16 protein-coding genes and 1 pseudogene are annotated in these 19,630 nt (G+C 69.9%); 3 read left to right on the top strand and 14 right to left on the bottom strand.

Features of this window, described 5'->3' with window-relative positions; genetic code table 11:
• Window position 1: 1 nt before the first annotated feature.
• Window positions 2-856 carry a cell division protein FtsX gene (locus BLP62_RS01830; RefSeq protein ID WP_093005280.1) on the bottom strand — a complete coding sequence of 285 codons (855 nt, stop codon included), beginning with the start codon at window positions 854-856 and terminating at the stop codon, window positions 2-4.
• Window positions 857-896: 40 nt separating this feature from the next.
• Window positions 897-1,385: a peroxiredoxin gene (locus tag BLP62_RS01835; RefSeq protein WP_093005282.1), complete on the bottom strand. Its 489-nt coding sequence runs from the start codon at window positions 1,383-1,385 to the stop codon at window positions 897-899.
• A gap of 201 nt (window positions 1,386-1,586) precedes the next feature.
• On the opposite strand from BLP62_RS01835, the gene BLP62_RS01840 reads away from it, so the two are divergent.
• On the top strand, window positions 1,587-1,847 hold the full coding sequence (locus tag BLP62_RS01840) for a hypothetical protein (RefSeq protein ID WP_093005284.1): 261 nt from the start codon (window positions 1,587-1,589) through the stop codon (window positions 1,845-1,847).
• Here BLP62_RS01840 and BLP62_RS01845 read toward each other — a convergent pair.
• Genes BLP62_RS01845 through BLP62_RS01870 form a run of 6 tightly spaced genes read right to left on the bottom strand, consistent with a single transcriptional unit; the run spans window position 1,844 to window position 7,733 of the window.
• Complete coding sequence (locus BLP62_RS01845) at window positions 1,844-2,767, bottom strand: vWA domain-containing protein (protein WP_241374124.1); 924 nt, start codon at window positions 2,765-2,767, stop codon at window positions 1,844-1,846. The two genes, BLP62_RS01840 and BLP62_RS01845, sit on opposite strands and share 4 nt — an antisense overlap.
• Window positions 2,768-2,772: 5 nt before the next feature.
• Entirely contained in the window at window positions 2,773-3,693 is a 921-nt protein-coding gene (locus tag BLP62_RS01850; protein ID WP_093005286.1) for a vWA domain-containing protein, read from the bottom strand.
• Complete coding sequence (locus BLP62_RS01855) at window positions 3,660-4,526, bottom strand: DUF58 domain-containing protein (RefSeq protein WP_093005288.1); 867 nt, start codon at window positions 4,524-4,526, stop codon at window positions 3,660-3,662. The genes BLP62_RS01850 and BLP62_RS01855 overlap by 34 nt, the downstream gene beginning before the upstream one ends.
• Entirely contained in the window at window positions 4,486-5,523 is a 1,038-nt protein-coding gene (locus BLP62_RS01860; protein WP_093005290.1) for an AAA family ATPase, read from the bottom strand. Before BLP62_RS01860 ends, BLP62_RS01855 begins: the two co-directional genes overlap by 41 nt.
• A gap of 57 nt (window positions 5,524-5,580) precedes the next feature.
• A complete protein-coding gene (locus tag BLP62_RS01865; protein ID WP_093005292.1) occupies window positions 5,581-6,675 on the bottom strand; it encodes a zinc-dependent alcohol dehydrogenase in 1,095 nt (364 codons plus the stop codon).
• Window positions 6,672-7,733 carry a class II aldolase/adducin family protein gene (locus tag BLP62_RS01870; RefSeq protein ID WP_093005294.1) on the bottom strand — a complete coding sequence of 354 codons (1,062 nt, stop codon included), beginning with the start codon at window positions 7,731-7,733 and terminating at the stop codon, window positions 6,672-6,674. The genes BLP62_RS01865 and BLP62_RS01870 overlap by 4 nt, the downstream gene beginning before the upstream one ends.
• Before the next feature lie 44 nt (window positions 7,734-7,777).
• On the opposite strand from BLP62_RS01870, the gene BLP62_RS01875 reads away from it, so the two are divergent.
• Both BLP62_RS01875 and BLP62_RS01880 read left to right on the top strand, forming a co-directional pair.
• The gene (locus tag BLP62_RS01875) at window positions 7,778-8,764 is read left to right on the top strand and encodes a P1 family peptidase (protein ID WP_093005296.1); all 987 of its coding nucleotides are present in this window, start codon (window positions 7,778-7,780) and stop codon (window positions 8,762-8,764) included.
• A 72-nt stretch (window positions 8,765-8,836) separates the two neighbouring features.
• Window positions 8,837-10,378, top strand: a complete 1,542-nt coding sequence (locus tag BLP62_RS01880) for a S8 family peptidase (protein WP_093005298.1) — start codon at window positions 8,837-8,839, stop codon at window positions 10,376-10,378.
• 49 nt (window positions 10,379-10,427) lie between these two features.
• Here BLP62_RS01880 and BLP62_RS01885 read toward each other — a convergent pair whose 3' ends face one another.
• The 6 genes and pseudogenes from BLP62_RS01885 to BLP62_RS01910 all read right to left on the bottom strand — a co-directional run bounded on the left by BLP62_RS01885 (window position 10,428) and on the right by BLP62_RS01910 (window position 19,625).
• Window positions 10,428-11,432: a S1C family serine protease gene (locus tag BLP62_RS01885; protein ID WP_093005300.1), complete on the bottom strand. Its 1,005-nt coding sequence runs from the start codon at window positions 11,430-11,432 to the stop codon at window positions 10,428-10,430.
• A 50-nt stretch (window positions 11,433-11,482) separates the two neighbouring features.
• Window positions 11,483-11,701: a LexA family transcriptional regulator gene (locus BLP62_RS01890; RefSeq protein ID WP_241374117.1), complete on the bottom strand. Its 219-nt coding sequence runs from the start codon at window positions 11,699-11,701 to the stop codon at window positions 11,483-11,485.
• Window positions 11,698-13,764, bottom strand: a complete 2,067-nt coding sequence (gene feoB / locus BLP62_RS01895; protein WP_093005302.1) for a ferrous iron transport protein B — start codon at window positions 13,762-13,764, stop codon at window positions 11,698-11,700. Before feoB ends, BLP62_RS01890 begins: the two co-directional genes overlap by 4 nt.
• The gene (locus BLP62_RS01900; RefSeq protein WP_093005304.1) at window positions 13,761-13,988 is read right to left on the bottom strand and encodes a FeoA family protein; all 228 of its coding nucleotides are present in this window, start codon (window positions 13,986-13,988) and stop codon (window positions 13,761-13,763) included. Before BLP62_RS01900 ends, feoB begins: the two co-directional genes overlap by 4 nt.
• A gap of 112 nt (window positions 13,989-14,100) precedes the next feature.
• Window positions 14,101-17,055, bottom strand: a pseudogene (locus BLP62_RS14490) (HD domain-containing phosphohydrolase).
• A 14-nt stretch (window positions 17,056-17,069) separates the two neighbouring features.
• Window positions 17,070-19,625, bottom strand: a complete 2,556-nt coding sequence (locus tag BLP62_RS01910) for a bifunctional diguanylate cyclase/phosphodiesterase (RefSeq protein WP_093005306.1) — start codon at window positions 19,623-19,625, stop codon at window positions 17,070-17,072.
• Window positions 19,626-19,630: the final 5 nt, after the last annotated feature.

Consider the following 19,630-nt stretch of genomic DNA (forward strand, 5'->3'; position numbering starts at 1 on the left):
GTCAGACCTCCTTGAGGTAGGCCCGGCTGGCCATGTAGGCCCCTCCGGCCCCCAGCACCAAGGCCAGGAGGAGGACCCCAAGGGCGGTGCGCAGGAGGTCCTCCTGGGCCAGGACCGGGAGGAAGGGGAGGAGGCCCTGGGCCGCCCGGGAAAGCCCCAGGTAGAGGCTTCCCCCCGCGAGCACCGCCAAAAGCCCGGCCGCCAGGGTGAGGAGGAGGCCTTCCGCGATGAAGGGCCCCTGGATGAAGCGCCGCGTGGCCCCCACCAGGAGCATGACCGAAAGGGCCTCCTTGCGGCTTTCCACCGAGAGGCGGATGGACCCCATCACGCTGAAGAAGGTGTTGAGGAGGAGGAGCCCCACCAGCACCCCCATGGCCAGGCGGCTTCCCGAAAGCACCCCCAAAAGGCGCTCCGTGAGCTCTCCCCCGTACTCCACCCCTTCCACCCCGGGAAGCCTCCGCAGGCGCTCGGCCACCTGGCGCACCGCCTCGGGGGTTCGGAGCTTTAGGCGCAGGGTGTCGGGGAGGGGGTTTTCCACCAGGTCCTTGGCCTCGGCCAGGTAGGGGTAGTCCAGGACCAGCTGGGCCAGGGCCTCTTCCTTGGGGATGAGGCGCACCTCCCCCACCTCCGGCCAGGCCTGGATCTCCGTGAGCAGGGCCTCCACGTCGGCCTTGTCCTGGAGGAAGGCGGCCACCTCCAGCTCCTTCTCCAGGCTTTGCACCACCTTTTCCAGGTTCCAGAGGAGGAGGCCCAGGAAGTAGAGGAGGGCGAAGGACACGAGGGCGGTGAAGAAGGTGGCGAGGCTGGCCGTGGGGTGCCTGAGGATCTGGCGGAGGGCCTCGCGGAGGACGTACACGCCCTACATCTTACGGCCCTTCTTGGGAGGGGAAAGGGGCTCATCGGCCCTTTTCCCTGAGCTCCTTGAGGTAGGCGAGGACCGTGTCGGCGTCCTTGAAGGGGTTCACCCCTCGCCAGATGCGCTCAATCCTCCCCTCGGGGCTGAGGAGGAAGGTGTCCCGGCTGTAGAAGCCGAAGAAGCTTCGCACCCCGTAGGCCCGGGCGAGGCGGCCCTGGGGATCGGGAATCATGCCGCCCCTTAGGGCAAGCTTCTCCACGAAGTCGCACTGCTCCCGGGCGGGGTCGTGGCTCACCCCGTAGACCCGGGCCCCGAGCCTTTGGAACTCGGGGTAGAGCTCGGAGTACCGCTTGGCCTGGGCGGTACACCCGGGGCTTTTGGCCTTGGGGTAGAACCAGAGGACCACGTAGCTTCCCCTCAGGTTCACGGGGCGGCCGTAGCTGTCCTGGGCCTCGAGGAGGGGGGCCTTGTCCCCGGGGGCGAGGGCCTGGGCCCGGAAGAGGCCTAGGAGAAGGGGGAGGGCGCGCATACCCTTAGCCTAAGTGCCCGCACCTTGATTTCGCCACATGGGACGCCGGGGGTAGGGCTTTGCGAAGGCTCTTTTGGGGCCCCCGCTCTGGCGCAAGCCAGAGCGGGGTACTCAGGAGGGCGGGGGTGGTCCGGGTGTGGCCGGGGCTCCAAAGGTGGCCTGGCCCCTTCTTCCCGAGGGGCCGCCTGCTACCCTGAGGGCATGAAACCCTTCCTCTTGGGCCTGGCCCTGGGGGGGCTTCTGGGAATGGGGGTGGCCTGGGTGGCCCAGGGCCCTGGGGGCGGGGAGGTGGCCGCCTTGGCGGTGCCCGCCCAGCTCCCGCCCCAAGGGGGCGAGGCTTGCGAGCCCCAGGTCTACCTCTTCCTGAACGGGCAGTTCTTCCGCATGCTCCCCGTGCCCGGCGGGGAGCCCCAGGAGCTTTTCCCGGTGGAGCCCGCGCCCAACCCCTTTGGAGGCTCCTAGAGGGGGCTCAGGTAGCGCCTTAAGGCGACCCCCAATAGGGCCAAAGCCCCGCCCAGGGCCCCCAGAAGCCCCGTGGCCTCCTGGGGGCGGACCTCGAGGCCCATCCCCTCGGCGAGCTCCAGGTAGACCCGGGAAAGCTCCTCCTCGGAGCGCACCAGGAAACTCTTCCCCCCGGTGAGCTCGGCGATGGCCCAAAGGAGCTCCTCGTCCACCTCGTAGGCCCCGGCGAAGAACCCAAAGGCGCTCAAGGGGTCCTCGGGGCCGGGGGTCCAGCCCGGCACCCCCACCCCCACGGTGTGCACCCGCACCCCCATCCTTTGGGCCTCCCCCGCGGCCTCCAGGGGGTCGGCGCCGGTGCGGTTGCGGCCGTCGGTGAGGAGGAGGATTTCCCCCTTGCCCCCGGCCTCCCGGATGTGGCGCAAGGCCTCGAAGATCCCCTCCCCGATGGCCGTGGAGCGGCCGAACTCCAGGCTCTCCAGGCTCTCCAGAAGCCGCTTGCGGTCGGTGGTGGGAGGGTGGACGGTTTGGGCGTGGCCGCTGAAGGCCACGAGGCCCACCCTTAGGCCCCTCGGGGCCCTTCGGAGGAAGGCGCGGGCGGCCTCCTTGGCGGCCTCGAGGCGGTTGGGCTTGAGGTCCGTGGCCATCATGCTCCGGCTCACGTCCAGGACCAGCACGGCCACGTTTTCGCTGGTCCGCCCGGGGAGGGGGAGGAGGGGACGGGTGGCGGCCAGGGCCAGGAGGAGAAGCCCCAGGGCGAAGAGGGCCGTGGGAAGCCAGGGGAGGGGCCCCCGGGCCTCCCTGGCCGCCTCCTTCAGGAGGGCGAGGAGGGGGTGGGGCAGGCGGGCCTTGGGGCGCCTCCGGTAGAGGCCAAGGAGCAGGAAGGCCAGGAGAAGGAGGAGGCTTAGGGCTTCGGGGGCCATTAGGCTCACGGCCACCTCCCTTCCCGGGCGAGGTTGAGGTAGGCCCCGAAGGCGAGGAGGAGGAAGCCCCCCACCACCAGGCCTTGGGCGAGGTCCCTGGGGCTTTGCCGCCAGACGTAGTGGGGCCTAAGGGCCCGGTACAGGGGGCGGAAGTCCTCCTGTAACACCTCCCCTCCCGTGGCCTGGGCCAGGCGCAGGAGGCGCAAGGGGTCCGTGGGCACGAAGAAGAGGCCTTCCCCGATGCGGCTCACCGCCCCCCTTGGGTCCCCCAGGGGGCGGACGAAGACGGGAAGCCCCGCCCGGGCGAGCTCGGCGGCCGCCTCCAGGGGGTCTTGCCCGGCGTTGGCGGCCCCGTCGGAGAGGAGGAGGAGGAGGGCGGGGGGAGGGCTTTCGGGGAGGTCGCGCTCCGCGCCCTCGGGCCTCAGGAGGCGCTTGGCCTGGAGGAGGCCGTTCCCCAAGGGGGAGACGCCCCCGGGCCTCAGGCCTTCCAGGGCCTCGAGGAGGGCCTTCCGGTCCGTGGTGGGGGCGAGGACCAGCACCGCCTGGGGCCCGAAGCTCACGAGCCCCACCCCCACCGAGGGGTCCAGGCCCTTCAGGAAGGCTTGGGCCAGGGCCTTGGCCTTCTCCAGGCGGCTTGGGGCCTCGTCGTCTGCGGCCATGGAGTGGCTGGTGTCCACCACCAGCACCGCCCGGGTCAGGTTCTCCCGCCAGGGGAGGCTCGCCTCGGGTTGGCCCGCCGCCAGGAGGAGGAGGGGGAGGGCCAGGAGGTAGGGGAGGGGAAGGGGGCCCTTCTTGGGGAGGAAGGCCCGGTCCAGGGCCCCTTGGAGCCTCCTTTGCCCCCGCCTCTCCCCGAGGAGAAGGGCGAGGAGGCCAAGCCCCAAGAGGGCGGCCCCTAGGAGAAGGCCTTCCGGGCTCTTGAAGGCCACCTTCGCCTCCTTACAAGCTCCAAGAGCAGGGGCACGAGGTCCATCTCCGTGGAGGCCAGGAGGGGGTCGGCCCCCGCCCGGCGGATTTCCCCCATCCGGGCCCGCCTCAGGGCCTCGGCCCGCCTGGCGTAGGCCTCCCGCACCCTCCCGTCCAGGGCGTTCACCTCCAGGGCCTCGCCCGTTTCCGGGTCAAAGAAGGCCATCACCCCCACCTCGGGCAGGGCCCGCTCCCAGGGGTCTTCCACCAGCACCGCCACCACGTCGTGGCGGGCGGCGAGGCGGGAAAGGGGGGCGTAAAAGGGGTCCAGGAAGTCCGAGAGGACCAGGACCAGGCTCCGCTTCCGGGCCAGGCGCCCGAGGAGGCCAAGCCCCTCCCCCAAGGGGAGGCCCGTCCCCGGCCTCAGCCCCTCCCGGGCGAGGAGCAGGGCCTGGGCCTTCCCGCCCCGGGGGGGGAGGAGGCCCGTGGGGAGGAGGGCCCCCACCCGGTTCCCGTGCCTTAGGGCGATGTAGGCCGCAGAGAGGGCGAGCTCCAGGGCCAGGGCGTACTTCTCCCGCCGCCTGCTGCCAAAGCGCATGGAGGGGCTTCCGTCAAGGTAGAGCCACAGGGTGAGCTCCCGCTCCTCCCGGAAGCGGCGCACGTGGAGCTCCCCCGTGCGGGCGGTGGCGGGCCAGTCTATGCGCTCCGCCTCGTCCCCGGGGGCGTAGGGGGAAATCTCCGCCAGCTCCAGGCTCTTGCCGTAGAACACCCCCCGGTAGTCCCCGAAGAGGAACCCGTCCAGGGGACGCACCACCTCAAGCTCCAGGCGGGCCAAGAGGGCTTCGGGCGTCTCCATAGGGGTCATGCAGGGGCACGAAGGGCGGGGGGAAGCGGTCCAGGACGGCCTTGAGGATGGCCTCCTGGTCCACGCCCTCCGCCAGGGCTTGGTAGGAGAGGACGAGGCGGTGGCGGAGGGCGTCCAAAAAGAGGTCCCGCACGTCCTCGGGGAGGGCGTGGGCCCGTCCCCGCACCAGGGCCAAGGCCTTGGCCCCCTGGACCAGGGCTAAGGAGGCCCTAGGGCTTGCCCCGAAGGCCACGTAGGGCCTGAGCTCCTTCAGGCCTACCTTTTCCAGGTCCCGGGTGGCCTGCACCAGGGCCACGGCGTGCTCCGCCACCTTGGGGTGGACGTAGACCCGGTCGGCGAGGCGGGAAAGCTCCAGAAGCTCCTCCAGGGAGAGGGCCTTTGCTACCCGGATCTCCTCCCCCGTGGTCATGCGGCGCACGATCTCCAGCTCCTCGTGAAAGGCGGGGTAGTCCACCACCACCTTGAGGAGGAAGCGGTCCAGCTGGGCCTCGGGAAGGGGGTAGGTGCCCTCGCTCTCAATGGGGTTCTGCGTGGCGAGGACGAGGAAGGGCCGGGGCAGGGGGTAGGTCTCCTTGCCCAGGGTCACCTGCCGCTCCTGCATGGCCTCGAGGAGGGCCGACTGCACCTTGGCGGGGGCGCGGTTGATCTCGTCCGCCAGGAGGAGGTGGGCGAAGATGGGGCCGAGCTCGGTGCGGAACTCCCCGTCCTTGGGGTTGTAGACCCGGGTGCCGAGGAGGTCTGCGGGCACCAGGTCGGGGGTGAACTGGATGCGCTTGAAGCTTCCCCCCAGGGCCTCGGCCAGGGTCTTCACCGCCAGGGTCTTGGCGAGGCCCGGAACCCCCTCAATGAGGAGGTGGCCCCGGGCCAGGAGGGCCACCAGCATCCGCTCCAGAAGCTGGTCCTGGCCCACGATGACCCGCTTGACCTCCTTGAGGAGCCCCCTGAGCTTCTCCCCCGCCTCCAAAAAGGGTGCCTCGTCCCAAGCCATGCCGCCTCCCGGGGTTTCCCGGGAGTATACCCCCCCTGGCCCGGGGGGCACACCCTCCTAGGGCACATTTGGCCGGAAGAGGGCCTTGCCCTTCGCCCCCAGGGCCTCGGGCCAGGCCTCCAGGGGGAAGACGCCCCCCACCAGGCTTTCCAGGCCCTCGAGCTCCGGGAGAAGCCCCACCGCCTCCCGGAACTCCTCCCGGGTGTAGGTGTAGCTTCCCCAAAGGGCCACCTCCTTGAACCAGAAGGGGGAGAGGTCCACCAGCTCAAGCCCCGGCGCCCCCAGGAGGAGCACCTTCCCCCCTTCCCGGGCGAGGGCGAGGGCCTCCCGGAAGCCCCGGCCGCTTCCCGAGGCCTCCACCACCGCCTCGTACCCGCCCCTATGGCCCTCAAAGAGGAGGTAGCGGTAGCGCCGGGCCCGCGCCCAAAGGGCCTCCTTCGCGCTCCCGTAGACCCCGTCCGCCCCGAAGGCCTTGGCCCTTTCCGCCTGGTGGGGGTACTTGGCCACGGCGAGAAGCCTTCCCCCGTAGCCCAAGGCCCTGAGGAGCCTCACCGCGAGGAGGCCGATGGTGCCCATCCCCAGGACCAGGACCTCCTCGGGCCAGGGCCTGAGCTTCTTCAGGCCCCTTAGGACCACCGCCAGGGGCTCGGCGAAGACGGCCCTTTCCTCGGGGACGCCTGGGGGGATGGGGTAGAGCCTTTCGGGCCGGGCCAGGACCCACTCCCCCCATCCCCCGGGGAGGTCCCGGTTGTAGCCCAGCATCCCGGGGGCCAAGGGGCCCTCGGCCACGTTCTGGCAAAGCCCCTCCTCCCCCTCCTGGCACCTGGGGCAGGGGGGAAGCCCCCGGTCGGCGCAGGCGAGGAGGGGGTTCACCGCCACCAGCGCCCCCTCCACCTCCCCCAGGATCTCGTGGCCCAGCACCGCGGGGAAGGAGAAGAAGGGGCTTAGGGAGGGGGGGCTTTTCCCGTAGAGGAGGGCGAGGTCCGAGCCGCAGACGCCGCTTAGGCGCACCCGGACCCGCAGGAAGCCTTCCCGTTCGGGGAGGTGGACCTCGGCGAGCCTGAGGGGGAGGAGCCCCTTGGGAAAGCGTTTGCCGAGAAGCCTTGCCCCGAAGAAGCGGGGGAGGGAGGGGGTGTAGAGGAGGGCCTTCATGCCATGGGCACGGTGCGGATGAGCTTGCCCTCTATGCGCTCCAGGATCTCGTCCAGGCTTCTTCCGGTGATGGTGAGGCCGTGGTTCTTAAGGCCCACCACGGCCCGGGCGGGGTCGGGGGCTTGGCGCACCTTCTCCGCCACCGCCTGGGCGAGTTCATACGTGCCGCAGGGGTAGTTGAAGGCGGTGGCGGGCACGCCCTCCATCCAGGCGTGCACGTGGAGGATGGCCCCCACCTCGGGGTGCTCCCGGTAGATCATCCAGTGCTCAATGGCGTCCACGCTCACCCGCCTCGGCTCCACGTGGGGGGGGACGGAGAGGAGGATGGCGTTCCTCTTGGGGTCGTAGTCTTTGACCATGAGGATGTCCCGGCCGATCTCCCGGAGGTTCGCCTTGTCCACCCCGCTTGCCGACATCCAGAAGCGCTTCTCGTCCTTGCGCACGGAGAGGTTGCCGTAGGAGAGCCCCCCGATGCCATAAAGCCTCTTCACGTGCCTCAGGTCCTCGGGGGAGAGGATCTCCTCAATGGGGAAGGGGGCGGGGAGGAGGTCCCACTCCTTCAGCTTCTTCCCCGCCCGGTACATGCTCTCCGTGAGCTCGTCCCCCTGCCAGAGCTCGGGCTCGAGGTCCGGCTCAAAGACGTTGTTGATGACGAGTCGGCTGCAGGCGATGGGCCTTAGGCGGGCCGCCACCCGCTCGTAGAACCCCTCCCCCTCGGGCTCCCCGTAGTGGCCGAGCTCCAGGGTGAGGAACTTGACGCCCTGGCCCGGCACGTAGGCCAAAAGGACGTTGGAAAGCGCCCGGACGAGGTAGGGGTAAAGCTCCCGCAAGGGGTCTTGGGGGAACTCGGGAAGCTCCAGGACCGAGGCCACGAAGGTGGCCTGGGCCCTGCGGCGGTAGGGTTTGGGGTTTTCCGGGGTGATGGCGTTGAGGACGAGGTTCGGGGCTTCGGACTCGGGGTTATGGCGGAAGCCCTGGGCCTCGAGGGCCTTGCCGACGCCCTCCAAAAAAGGCCTGAGCCTGGGCGTGGGTTCGCCGTGGATGAGGTATTCCCACATGGCGCCTCCTTGCTCTGGCCCTTAGCCTACCCCATACTGGGCGCATGGCGGAAGCGCTTTGGGGGGAAAGGGCCCTCCTTCCCGGGCTTCGGGTGGGCCACTTCACGGACCGGGAGGCCCGCACCGGGTGCACCGTGGTCCTGGTGGAAGAGGGGGCGGTGGCGGCGGTGGACGTGCGGGGGGCGGCCCCGGGGACCCGGGAGACGGACCTCCTCGCCCCCGAGAACACCGTGGAGCGGGTCCAGGCGGTCCTCCTCACCGGGGGAAGCGCCTTGGGCCTCGCCGCCGCGGACGGGGTGGTGCGCTACCTCCGGGAGCGGGGAAAGGGCTTCCCCACGCCCGCAGGTCTGGTGCCCATCGTGCCCGCCGCGGTGCTTTACGACCTGGGGCGGGGGGAGGTCTTCCGCCCCCCGGGGGCGGAGGCGGGGTATGGGGCCTGCTTGGCCGCAGGGGGCGGGGTGGCCGAGGGGAGCGTGGGGGCGGGCACGGGGGCCGTGGCGGGCGGGGTGAAGGGGGGGTTTGGCCTTGCGGGCTACCTCCTGGAGGAGGGGTTTAGGGTGGTGGCCCTCGCCGCGGTGAACAGCCTCGGCCGCCCCTTTGACCCCCTCACGGGGAGGCTCTACGCCGAGGGCCTCCTCGCCCCGGAGGAGCGGGCGCTTCTTCCCGACCTCTCCCGCTACCGGGGAAGCCTCGAGGACTACCGCTATCCCTTCCTCCTCGGCCAGCACACCACCCTGGCGGTGGTGGCCACGGACGCCCCCCTCACCAAGGCCCAGGCCAAGAGGCTCGCCGTCATGGCCCAAGACGGCCTCGCCCGGGCCCTCCGCCCCGCCCACACCCCTTTGGACGGGGACCTGGTCTTCGCCCTGGCCCTGGGCGAGGGAGGGGGGGTGGGGTTTCCCCTCCTCCTCCGCCTCGGGGCCTACGCCGCCGATGCGCTTTCCCGGGCCATCGCCCGGGGGGTGCTCCTGGCGGAGGGGATGCCTGGGGTGCCCGCCTACCGGGAGCTTGTGCATAAGAATGGAGGATGACCGAATAAAAGTTTCCTTGACGCCTGGGCATTCTTGGGATAGATTGCCCTCGTTAAAACCGCGGAGGAGCGTATGAGGAAGACTTACTGGCTGGTAGGGCTTTTCGCGGCCTTCCTTTTGGGCGGTTGCCAGATGGCTTCCAAGCCCGATCCAACCCCTACCTTAGCTGAGGCCTTCTGGCCCAAGGAGGCCCCCGTCTATGGCCTGGATGACCCTGAGGCTATCCCAGGCCAGTACATTGTCGTCTTTAAGAAGGGAAAGGGTCAGTCTCTGCTCCAAGGTGGATTGACAACCCTGCAGGCACGGCTGGCTCCTCAGGGGGTGGCGGTGACCCAGGCCTACACGGGCGCTCTCCGGGGATTTGCGGCGGTGATGGCGCCCCAGGCCTTAGAGACCTTAAGGCAGAATCCCGACGTGGAGTTCATAGAGGCGGACAAGGTGGTGCGGGCTTGGTCTACCCAGAGCCCTGCTCCTTGGGGCCTGGACCGGATTGACCAACGGGACCTCCCCCTTTCCAACAGCTACACCTACACCGCTACGGGAAGGGGGGTTAACGTCTATGTGATTGACACCGGAATTCGCACGGCCCACCAGGAGTTCGGCGGCCGAGCCCGGGTGGGCTATGACGCCCTAGGGGGAAACGGCCAGGACTGTAACGGCCACGGCACCCACGTGGCGGGGACGATCGGTGGGGTGACCTATGGAGTAGCCAAGGCGGCCAACCTCTATGCTGTGCGCGTCCTGGACTGCAACGGTTCCGGTTCCACTTCTGGGGTCATCGCCGGGGTGGACTGGGTTACCCAGAACCACCGCAAGCCGGCCGTCGCCAACATGAGCCTGGGAGGCGGAGCCTCCACGGCCTTAGACAACGCCGTGAAGAACTCCATCGCCGCGGGGGTGGTCTACGCTGTGGCCGCGGGGAACGACAATGCCAACGCCTGCAACTACTCCCCAGCCCGGGTGGCCGAGGCCCTTACCGTGGGCGCCACCACATCTTCCGATGCCCGTGCCAGCTTCTCCAACTACGGTAGTTGCGTGGACCTCTTCGCCCCTGGAGCTTCCATCCCCTCGGCCTGGTACACCTCGGACACGGCCACCCAGACCCTCAGCGGCACCTCCATGGCCACCCCCCATGTGGCCGGGGTGGCTGCCTTGTATCTAGAACAAAACCCTTCGGCCACGCCGGCCGCCGTTGCTGGCGCTATCCTCAACGGGGCCACTACGGGGCGGCTTTCGGGGATCGGTTCGGGGTCCCCTAACCGCCTCCTTTACTCCCTGCTCTCCTCGGGGGGTGGTTCCACAGCCCCATGTACCGACTGCAGCTACTACACGGGCAGCCTTTCCGGTCCTGGCGACTATGACTTCCAACCCAACGGTACCTCCTACTACAGCCCTGCAGGTACCCATAGGGCCTGGCTTAGGGGCCCCGCCGGAGCGGACTTTGACCTCTACCTCTGGCGTTGGAACGGCTCCCGTTGGGTGACCGTGGCCAGCTCTACGGGACCTACTTCGGAGGAAAGCATCAGCTATAGCGGAACCGCTGGCTACTACGTCTGGCGCATCTACGCCTATAGCGGCTCGGGGATGTACGAGTTCTGGCTCCAGCGTCCCTAGGTCAGGGGTTTCTGCCTCCCCTGGGAAGCGCCTGGGGGAGGTTTTTCCTTTAGCGTCCTGGGAAGGGGGCGAGGACCGCTTCCACCTGGAAGACCCGGCTTTCCCGGCGCACCGTGAGACGGATTCTTTCTCCCACCTGGTGCCTGCGCACTTCGCGGAGGAGGTCCTCAAAGCTGTTCACCGGCACCCCGTCCACCTCGAGGATCACGTCCGGCACCCCGCCCGACTCCACTCCCCTAAGCCCCGCCCGGTGGGCGCTTCCCCCCGGCACCACCTCCCCCACCACCACCCCGCCCGGGGGCAGGCCCAGCTCCCGGGCGAGCTCCGCCGTGAGGGCCCTTGGGCCCCGGAGGCCCAGGTAGGGCCAGTAGCGCCTTTCCCCCCTCTCCAAGGCGGCGAGGGCCTCCCCCCGGCCGAAGAGGGGGGTGAAGAAGCTGCGGAAGCCCTCCTCCGTCTGGCCGATGGCCACCGCCACCCCCAGCACCCGCCCTTCCGCGTCCAGCACCGGCCCCCCCGAGTCCCCGGGGGCGAGGGGTAGGGAGGTCTCCACCAGGCCTTGGGGCAGGAAGGCCGAGGGGTTCGCCTCGAGGCCGGTGACCCGCCCGTACCGGGGGGCGAGGAACTGGCCCCGGCCGTTCCCGATGTGGAGGACGGGCTCCCCAGTTTTGGGCCTCCTCGCCGTCTCCAGGGGCAAGAGGGCGGGGGCCTTGGCCGGGGTGGCGAGCACGGCCAGGTCCAGAGGCTCGGCGAACCCCACCACCCGGGCCTCGGCCTGGGTGCGGTCCGCCAGGACCAACCGGAAGGGCCCCCCCTCCGCCACCACGTGGTAGGCGGTGAGGACGAGGCCTTCCCGGTAGAAGAACCCGGTGCCCCGGGTCCCCTCCCCGTCCGCGACGCCCAAGACCGCGGGATGGGCCCGGGTGTAGGCCTCCTGCAGGGCCCCGGGCCCCGCCTGGACGGGCTCGGCCCAGAGGACGGGGGAGCCCCGGGTGAGGAGGGCGTAAAGGGCGAGGCCCAGGGGCAAAAGGGGGAACAAGGCCTTCAGGGGGCGCATAGGCCCATTCTCCCCGGTCCGCCTCCCGGCCAGGGTGGCCAAGGCCACCCTCAGGGGGCCCGCACCCAGTGGACTTTGGCTGGGTCCCCGCAGAGCTCCTTGAAGGCGCAGCGGCCGCAAGCGGTCCCGCAGTTTAGGGGGCGGGCGTAGCCCTTGGCCTCGAGGTGGCGCAGGAGGAGCTCGGCGGTCTCCGGCCGAAGGCCCAAGGCCCGGGCCAGCTCGGAGGGGGTCTTGGGGGTGGCGAGGAGGGCGAGGGCTTCCTGGATCACGGCAGAACCCTGGATGCGGCCAAGGCCAGGAGGTAGGCCAGGAGGAGCTGGTACCCCACGGAAAGGGCGGCCACCCGCCCCCCCACCACCTGCCGGAGGGCGGCGAGGGTGGCCACGCAAGGGGTATAGAGGAGGACGAAGACCAGGTAGGCCAAGGCCCCGGCGGGGGTCACGGCCTTGGTCAGGGCCGCCTGCAGGGGGGTGGGCTCGTGGGCCAGGGGGAGGCTAAAGGGGGCAAAGAGGGCGGCGAGGCCCTGCAGCGTGCCCCACACCGCCTGCAAAAGCCCTTCCCCGAGGTGCCTAAGCCCTTCCAGAAGCCCCAGGGGGCTTAGGGCCTCGGCCCCGAGGAAGCTCACCCCCAAAGCCCCCACCACCACCTCCTTGGCCACGAAGCCCGGGATGAGGGCCCCTACCAGGCGCCAGTCCTCCAGCCCGAGGGGCCGGAAGAGGGGGGTGAGGGCCTGGGCCAGGAGGGCGTAGGGGGTGGACCCGGCCAGGGGCACGTGGAGCAGGGCCCAGATGAGGAGGACCGCCAGGAGGATGGGCCCCCCGGCCCCCCGCACGAAGCTCCCGGTGCGGGCTAGGGAGAGGCGGAGGAGGAGCCTTAGGGGAGGGAAGCGGTATGGGGGAAGTTCCATGGCGCCCTCCCCCGTCCCGGCCCTAAGGGCCTTCCCCAGGAGGAAAGCGGTGAGGAAGCCCATCCCTAGCCCCAGAAGGTAGAGGCCGAAGACCACCAAGGGGGCCTGCTTGGGGAAGAAGGCGAAGGCGAAGAGGGTGAAGACGGGAAGCCTGGCCCCGCAGGCCAGGAAGGGGATGGCCAGGGCCACCCGCAGGCGGTCCAGGGGGTGGGAGAGGGCGCGGGTGGCGTAGATGGCGGGCACGTTGCAGCCAAAGCCCAAGACGAGGGGGATGAAGGCCTTGCCGGGAAGCCCCGCCCACTGCATGAGGCGGTCGGCCACGAAGGCCATGCGGGCCAGGAAGCCGGAGGTCTCCAGAAAGGCCAGGGCCAGGTAGAGGAGGAAGAGGACCGGGGTGAAGGAGAGGACCGTGCCCACCCCCGCTACCACCCCTTCCGCCAGAAAGGAGCGGAGGAGGGCGGGGAGGGGAAGGGCCAGGCTCCAGCCCGCAAGCACCTCCTGGGCCCGGCCGATGAGGTCCACCCAGGGGGCGGAGAGGGCGAAGGTGAAGCGGAAGGCCAGGAACATGGCCAAGAGGAAGAGGGGAAGGCCCAAAAGGGGGTGCAGGACCAGGCGGTCCAGCCTTTCCGTGAGGGGGGGCGGGGCCTCTTTGCGGCGCACGGCCTTCCGGTAGACCTCCTGGGCCTTTTGGTAGCGGGCCTCGAGGGCCAGGAGGTAGGGGTCAGGCCCCTCCGCCAAAAGCCTTTCCCGCTCCTCGGCGGCCCGCTTTTGCGCCTCGGGCGGCAGGGGCACCCCTTCCCCCAGGAGGGCCAAAAGGCCCAGGGCCCGGGGAATGAGGGGCTCGAGGCGGCCCAGGGCCTCCTCCAGGGGAGGGGGGTAGCGCACCGGGGCTTCGGGCACGCGGGCCTGAAGGGCCTTTTCCAGGACGCCTTCCACCCGGCCCCGGCTGGCCACGGCGCCCGCCACGGGGAGGCCCAGGGCCTCTTCCAAGGCCTTCAGGTCCACCTCCAGGCCCTTGGCTTCAGCCTCGTCCAGGAGGTTCACCACCAAGGCCATGGGGAGACCGAGCTCCATGGCCTCCAGGGCCAGGACCAGGCTCCGCTCCAGGTTGCTCCCGTCCAGGACCAAAAGGAGCCGGTCCGGCGGGTGCTGAAGGAGCTCTTTCAGCACCACGCCCTCCTCGGGGGAGGTGGGAAGGAGGCTGTAGGTGCCGGGGAGGTCCACCAGCTCCACCCGCGCCTCGCCCAGGCGGAGGTGGGCCGAGAGCCTTTCCAGGGTGGTGCCGGGCCAGTTGCCCACCTCCAGGCTTGCCCCCGCCAGGGCGTTGACGAGGGAGCTTTTTCCCGTGTTGGGGTTGCCCACCAAGGCCCAGCGCTCCTCGGCCTTAAGGACCGCTGCGGGAGGGTCGCAACGGGGGCAGCTCACGCCTCCTCCAGGGCCTCCACCAGAACCTGGCTGGCCTCGCTCCGCCGCAGGAGCAAGAAGGTGTCCCCGGCCCGCACCTCCAGGGGGTCCCCCAGGGGGGCCTGGAGGAGGACCTCCACCAGGACCCCGGGCCTAAGGCCCAGGGCCAGAAGCCGCCTGCGCTCGGGGGGAACCCGCAGGACGCGGGCGCGGGCGCCAGGGGGAAGATGGGCCAGGGAAGGCATAGGCATCACCTAAAGGGAGGGTAACCCCCCGGGGAGATAAAGTCAAGTATTCCGGTCGGATTTTGCGATTTGATAATGAGAAGCGTTTGCGTTGGCTCAGGTCCTGGGAGGCCTAGGCCTTCTCCTCTTCTTCCATGAGCCTGAGAAACGCCGCCACCACCTCGGGGTCAAACTGCCTGCCCGCCTGCTCCTGGAGGTAGGCTAGGGCCTTCGCCTTGGGCCAGGCCTTGCGGTAGGGCCGGTCCGAGGTGAGGGCGTCGTACACGTCCACCACGGCGAAGATGCGGGCGGAGAGGGGGATCTCCAGGCCCCTTAGCCCCCTCGGGTAGCCGGAGCCGTCCCAGCGTTCGTGGTGGGCGTAGGGGATCTCCAGGGCCTTCTTGAGGAAGGGGATCCCGGAGAGCCACTCGTAGGCGTAGACGGGATGCTTTTTCATCACCGCCCACTCCTCCTCCGTGAGGGGCCCGGGCTTTAAGAGGATGCTGTCGGGGATGGCGATCTTGCCCACGTCGTGGAGGATGGCCCCGCGCCTCAGGTCGTCCAGGTCCTCTTCGGGCACCCCCAGGACCTCAGCCAGGCGCAAGGAGAGGGCGGTGACCCGCTCCGTGTGCCCCGCCGTCTCCTGGTCGCGGAGCTCCACCGCCTTGGCCCAGCCCCAGAGGGTGAGCTCGTAGGCGGCCTCCAGTTCCCGCTGGCTCTTCTGGAGGTCTTGAAGGACCTTCAGGCTGTCCAGGGCCAGGGTGCTCTGCCCCACCAGGGTCTCCAGGAAGGCCTCGTCTTCCTCCGTGAGGTCCCAGGGCCTGCGGGTGAAAGCGGCGAGCACCCCGAGAAGCCTTCCTCGGGCAAGCAGGGGATAAGCCCTTTCCGCTAGCAGGCCCTCCTCGCGGGTGAACTCCGGGTGGCTTCCCGGCTCCCGGCTAAGGTCGTCCACCGCCACTTTTTCCCCGGTGAGGGCGGCTTGGCCCACATGCCCTTGCCCGAGGAGGAGGCTTCGGGGGAGGCTTGGGCTTGGGGTGTGGAAGCCCCGGTGGGCGGCGAGGCGGAGCGCCTTCTCCCGGGGCTCGTAGAGGAAGAAGGCGGCGGTGTCCAGGGGAAGGAGGAAGAGCTTGTCCAGGAGGACTTCCAGGCTCGGGCCCAGGTCCAAGGAGGCGAGGATGGCCTGGTCCACCTGCCGCAAGGCCTCCAGGTGCTCCACCCGGCGGGCGAGCTTGTGCCGGAGGCTTGCCCGGCGCACGGCGTTGCCCAGGGCCTCGGCCACGACCTGGGCCCGCTCCACCTCCTTTGGGGTGGGGAGGCGGGGGTGGGGCCAGGCCAGGAGGAGGGCTCCTACGGTTTACCGTCCGGCGAGGACGGGAAGGGCAAGGCCGCTATACCCCTCAGGGATATAGGGCCTGGCCGCTTCCCGGACCCGGGGGTCCCCTTTGAGGTCTGGGCTCACCACCACCTCTCCCTTCAGGGCCAGGGCCACCAGGCTGGGCTCCTTAAGGGTGGGGGCGTGGGGGATATTCCGGATCCAGCCCCGCTCCGCGCGGGCCACCAGCCGGGGAGGGGTGCCCTCGTAGAGGAGGATGGCTCCGGCCTCCGCCTCCAGGGCGGCGAGGGTAGCCTGAAGGCCGTGCTCCATCATCTCCTGGAGGTCCTCGCTTTGCCGCAGGGCCACGGAAACCCGGGCGAAGGCCTCGAGGGTCCTCTCCCGCTCCTTGGCCTCGGTGACGTCCAGCCCCACGCCGAGGACGGCGGGCCTTCCTCCAAGCTCCACCCGGGCGGCGGAGTAGTCCAGCCAGCGCACCTCCCCCTCCTTGGTGAGGATGCGGAAGGGGTAGCGGGTGGGAGGGGTTTCCCCCCTTAGGCGGGCGAGGCCCCGGGCGCGCACCGCCTCGCGGTCCGCCGGGTGGACGAACTCCCATATGGGCCTCGCCTGAAGCTCCTCCAGGCTGTAGCCCGTGAGGCGCAGGGCTTCCTGGTTGGCGAAGGTGAGGCGGGCGCTTGCGGGGTCCTCGGGGTCTTCCAGCTGCCAGAGCAGGATGAGGGCGGGGGCGGTCTCCGCCAGGGTGCGGAAGAGGGCCTCAGACTCCCTTAGGGTCCGTTCCCAGGCTACCTCCTGGTTCACATCGTAGGTGTAGCCCGTGAGGAGCCGGGTTTCGGGGTCGTAGATCAGGGTGTCCCGGAGCCAGACGTAGGTTCCCTTCTGCCCGTGGAGGAAGCGGTAGGTGGCGATCTGGACCTCTCCCGGGTGGGCCACGGCCCGGCGCACAGCCTCCTCCACCTTGGCCCGGTCCTCCGGGTGGACCTTGGCGAAGAAAAAGGCGGGGTCTTCTAGGAGGGCTTCCGCCGGGTGGCCCAAAACCTCCCATGCCTGCCTGGGGGTGGCGTAGACCAAGGGGGCGTAAGCGGGGTCCTGGCCTTCCTCCACCCGGACCTGGTAGACTGCCCCCGGAAGGGCTTCCAGCACACCTTTTAGCCGGGCGCGCTCTTCTTCCAGCTCGGTTTCGTCGTGAACATTGATGACGATCCCTCTGACCGCAGGGTCTTCCAGGAGGTTCTTCCCCCAGACCCGCACCGCCCGCACCCGTCCCCAGGCGTCCAGGAGGCGCAGGCGGTACTCCCGGGTTTCCCCGGGGTGGCGGAGGAGGCCCTCCAGGGCGGCCTCGGCGTAGGGGCGGTCCTCGGGGTGGACGAAGTCCAGGATGAACAAGGTTTCGCGGGTGTAGCCCAGGGGGTCGTACCCCAGCACCTGGGCCACGTTGGGGGAGGCGTAAAGGATCTGGCCCTGGGGGCTGATCAGGTAGATGAGCTCGCGGCCGTTTTCCACCAGAGCGTGGAGGCGCCTTTGCGAGGCCTCCAAGGCCTTTCTTCGCGCGCTTTCGGCCAGCGCTTCCCTCCGGCTGAGGAGGTAGATCAGGAGGCTGGAGAGGAAGACGAAGGTAAGCCCCTTCCCCGTCTGCCAGCGGGTGAGCTCCTGGGGTTCGGGGAAGAGGAGGAGGAAGAGCCGGTCGCTTCCCAGGATCCAGGCGAGGGAGAAGAGGGCGTAGACGAGGGCGATTTTCCAGGCGCCGTTTAGCCCCATGGGCCTCCCTCATTCTAGGGGACGGGGCGGCCCAGGAGGTACCCTTGGCCTAGGCGGAAGCCCAGATCCCTCAGGTAGGCCAAGGTGGCCTCGTCCTCAATGCCCTCCGCGATGGCCTCCAGGCCCAGGGTCTGGGCCAAGGCCAAGAGGGCCGCCACCAGCCGGGCAGGAGGGGTGTCGGGTCTGGGGGGGTTCCCCAGGGCCCGGGTGAAGCCCTGGCCCAGCTTGAGCCCGTTCACGGGGAGGGAGGCCAGGCGTTCCAGGCTGGAGTAGCCCGTGCCGAAGTCGTCCAGGTAGATGCGCACCCCCAGGCCTCGGAGGATGCGGAGGCTTTCGCTGGCCTCCCGCCCCCGTTCGTCGGGGATGAGGGCACTTTCCGTGACCTCCAGGACCAGGCCCTCCGGGGGGCAGCCCGTCTCCTCCAGGATGGCCGCCACCCGGGCGGGGTAGCCCGGGTCCAGGAGTTCCTGGGGGCTCACGTTCACGTGCACGGGTAGGCCGTGGCGGCTTCGTGCGAGGCAGGCTTGGCGGAGGACAAAGGCCCCAAGGGCGGGCATCAGGCGGTGGCGCTCCGCCAGGGGGATGAAGGTGGATGGGGGGGCCAGGGGCCAGCGGAGGAGGGCTTCTTTGGCCACTTCCTCTCCCGTCTTCAGGTCCACGATGGGCTGGTAGGCTAGGTAGAGGTTTTCCCCCCGCTCCAGGTCTTGCTGGAGGGCCTCTAGGAGGGCCATCTCCTGGCGCAGGCCCTCCTGAAGGTGGGCCTCGTAGAAGGCCAGGCGGTTCTTCCCCTCGGCCTTGGCCCGGTAGAGGGCGAGGTCGGCCCGCTTCAGGAGTTCCCCCGGGGGAAGCCCTTCTTCCCCCAGGGCCAGGCCGATGGAGGTGGTGAGGTGGTAGACCCGCTCCCCCACGGGAAGGGGGAGGCGCATCACCTCCAGGAGCCGCTCCGCCACGGCGGTGGCCTCCTCGGGGCCTTTGAGGTGGGTGAGGAGCACCAAAAACTCGTCCCCTCCTTGACGGGCCACCAGGTCCCGGGGGCGGAGGGCGGCTTGGAGCCGCGCGGCCACCACCCGGATGGCCTCGTCCCCAACGGCGTGGCCGTCTAGGTCGTTCACCAGCTTGAGGCCGTCCAGGTCCAGGTAGAGGACGGCCAGCTGGGAGGCCTTCTCCTTCAGGGCCTGGGCCAGCCTCTCCAGGAAGAAGACGCGGTTGGGCAGGCCCGTGAGGGGGTCGTGGTAGGCCAAGTGGTGGAGCCTGCCCTCCAGCTCAAGCCGCCTTAAGAGAAGGCCGAGCTGGCTGGCGAAGGCCTGGGCCAGCTCCAGGTCCAGGGGGGCGAAGGCGTCTTCCCGTTCAAAGTTGTCCAGGTACAAGAAGGCCTTCCGCTCCCCGGCGAGGTAGACGGGCACGGAGAGGATGGCCCGGATCTCCCGCGTCCTGCCTGCCCTTTCCATCACCTCCCGGCGCTTGGGGTCTAGCCTCTGGTTGAAGCGCTCCAGCTCCTTCCAGGTGAAGACCTGGGCCTCCTTGTGGCCGGTGAGGGAGAGGGGTTCTAGGGGGTGGAGGCGCACCTGGCGCAGGGCCTCCAGGTCGTACCCTTTGGCGGCCACGAAGTGGTAGTAGCCGTCCTCCATGAGCACGGTGACGCTCCCCGCCTGGGCGCTTGGGATGGTGTCCAGGGCGGCCTCGAGGATGAGCCCAAAGATGGAGTCGGAAAGCCCCTCGGCCATGAGGGTCTCGTAGATCCGCAGGAGGTTTTTGCGGAAGGCGTTCCAGCGGGCCTCCCTCGCCTGGGCCTCGAGGCGCTCCCGCACGTCCACGCCGAGGGCGAAGACCTCGAGGACCTCCCCCCCGGGCCCGGGGATGGCCAGGAGGGTCCATTCCCACCCCTGGAGGGTGGCCGACTGGGGCTGGCCGGGGTGGGCCAGGGCCTGGGCCAGGGGGAGGGGTGGGGGTTGGGAGAAGGCTTCCCGAAAGGGGGCGTTGGCCCAGAGGAGCCTGCCCCTGGGGTCAAAGCGGGCCAGGTGGAAGGACGTCTGGGCGAGGAGCCTTTCCAGGGAGTGGTGGCGGGCGAAGAGGTCCAGGACCCGGGCCAGGGCCTCGGCCACCGTCCTCAAGAAGGCCTCCTCTTCCGGGCCGAAACTCCGCTCCCTCTGGCAGTCGTCCACCCCCAGGAAGCCCCAAAGGGCCCCGTCCACCCGCACGGGCACCACCAGGAGGCTTTGGATCTCCTGGGCCTCGAGGAGGGGCCGCTCGGACTCGGGGAAGGCGCGTACGGGGCCGGCCACCGCCCGGTCCTCTCGGAAAAGCCGAAGCCAACGGCCATACCCCGCCTCTTCCATGGGCAGGTCCTGCAGGGCGGGGTTTTGGATCTGTGGTGTGGCCCCCACCCCCGCCCACTCGGCGAGCTGGGAGGCGTACCATCGGCCCTCCCGCTCCTCCAGGCGGAAGAGGTAGGCCCGGTGGGCCCGAAGCCCTTCCCCAAGGGCCCTTAGCGCCTCGGGAAGCCCGGAAAGCCCTTCTCGGAGGAGGGGAAGGAGGGCTTCCGCTAAGCGGTGGGCTTGTAACCCGTCCATAACCG

The organism is Thermus arciformis, from assembly GCF_900102145.1.
In the GTDB taxonomy this organism is placed as follows: Bacteria; Deinococcota; Deinococci; order Deinococcales; family Thermaceae; genus Thermus; species Thermus arciformis.

Coding starts and splice junctions, on each gene's coding strand:
- BLP62_RS01835 (WP_093005282.1), bottom strand. CDS start 1,385: ATGCGCGCCCTCCCCCTTCTCCTAGGCCTCTTCCGGGCCCAGGCCCTC.
- BLP62_RS01875 (WP_093005296.1), top strand. CDS start 7,778: ATGGCGGAAGCGCTTTGGGGGGAAAGGGCCCTCCTTCCCGGGCTTCGG.
- BLP62_RS01865 (WP_093005292.1), bottom strand. CDS start 6,675: ATGAAGGCCCTCCTCTACACCCCCTCCCTCCCCCGCTTCTTCGGGGCA.
- BLP62_RS01840 (WP_093005284.1), top strand. CDS start 1,587: ATGAAACCCTTCCTCTTGGGCCTGGCCCTGGGGGGGCTTCTGGGAATG.
- BLP62_RS01870 (WP_093005294.1), bottom strand. CDS start 7,733: ATGTGGGAATACCTCATCCACGGCGAACCCACGCCCAGGCTCAGGCCT.
- BLP62_RS01855 (WP_093005288.1), bottom strand. CDS start 4,526: ATGGAGACGCCCGAAGCCCTCTTGGCCCGCCTGGAGCTTGAGGTGGTG.
- BLP62_RS01900 (WP_093005304.1), bottom strand. CDS start 13,988: ATGCCTTCCCTGGCCCATCTTCCCCCTGGCGCCCGCGCCCGCGTCCTG.
- BLP62_RS01845 (WP_241374124.1), bottom strand. CDS start 2,767: ATGGCCCCCGAAGCCCTAAGCCTCCTCCTTCTCCTGGCCTTCCTGCTC.
- BLP62_RS01910 (WP_093005306.1), bottom strand. CDS start 19,625: ATGGACGGGTTACAAGCCCACCGCTTAGCGGAAGCCCTCCTTCCCCTC.
- BLP62_RS01860 (WP_093005290.1), bottom strand. CDS start 5,523: ATGGCTTGGGACGAGGCACCCTTTTTGGAGGCGGGGGAGAAGCTCAGG.
- BLP62_RS01885 (WP_093005300.1), bottom strand. CDS start 11,432: ATGCGCCCCCTGAAGGCCTTGTTCCCCCTTTTGCCCCTGGGCCTCGCC.
- BLP62_RS01880 (WP_093005298.1), top strand. CDS start 8,837: ATGAGGAAGACTTACTGGCTGGTAGGGCTTTTCGCGGCCTTCCTTTTG.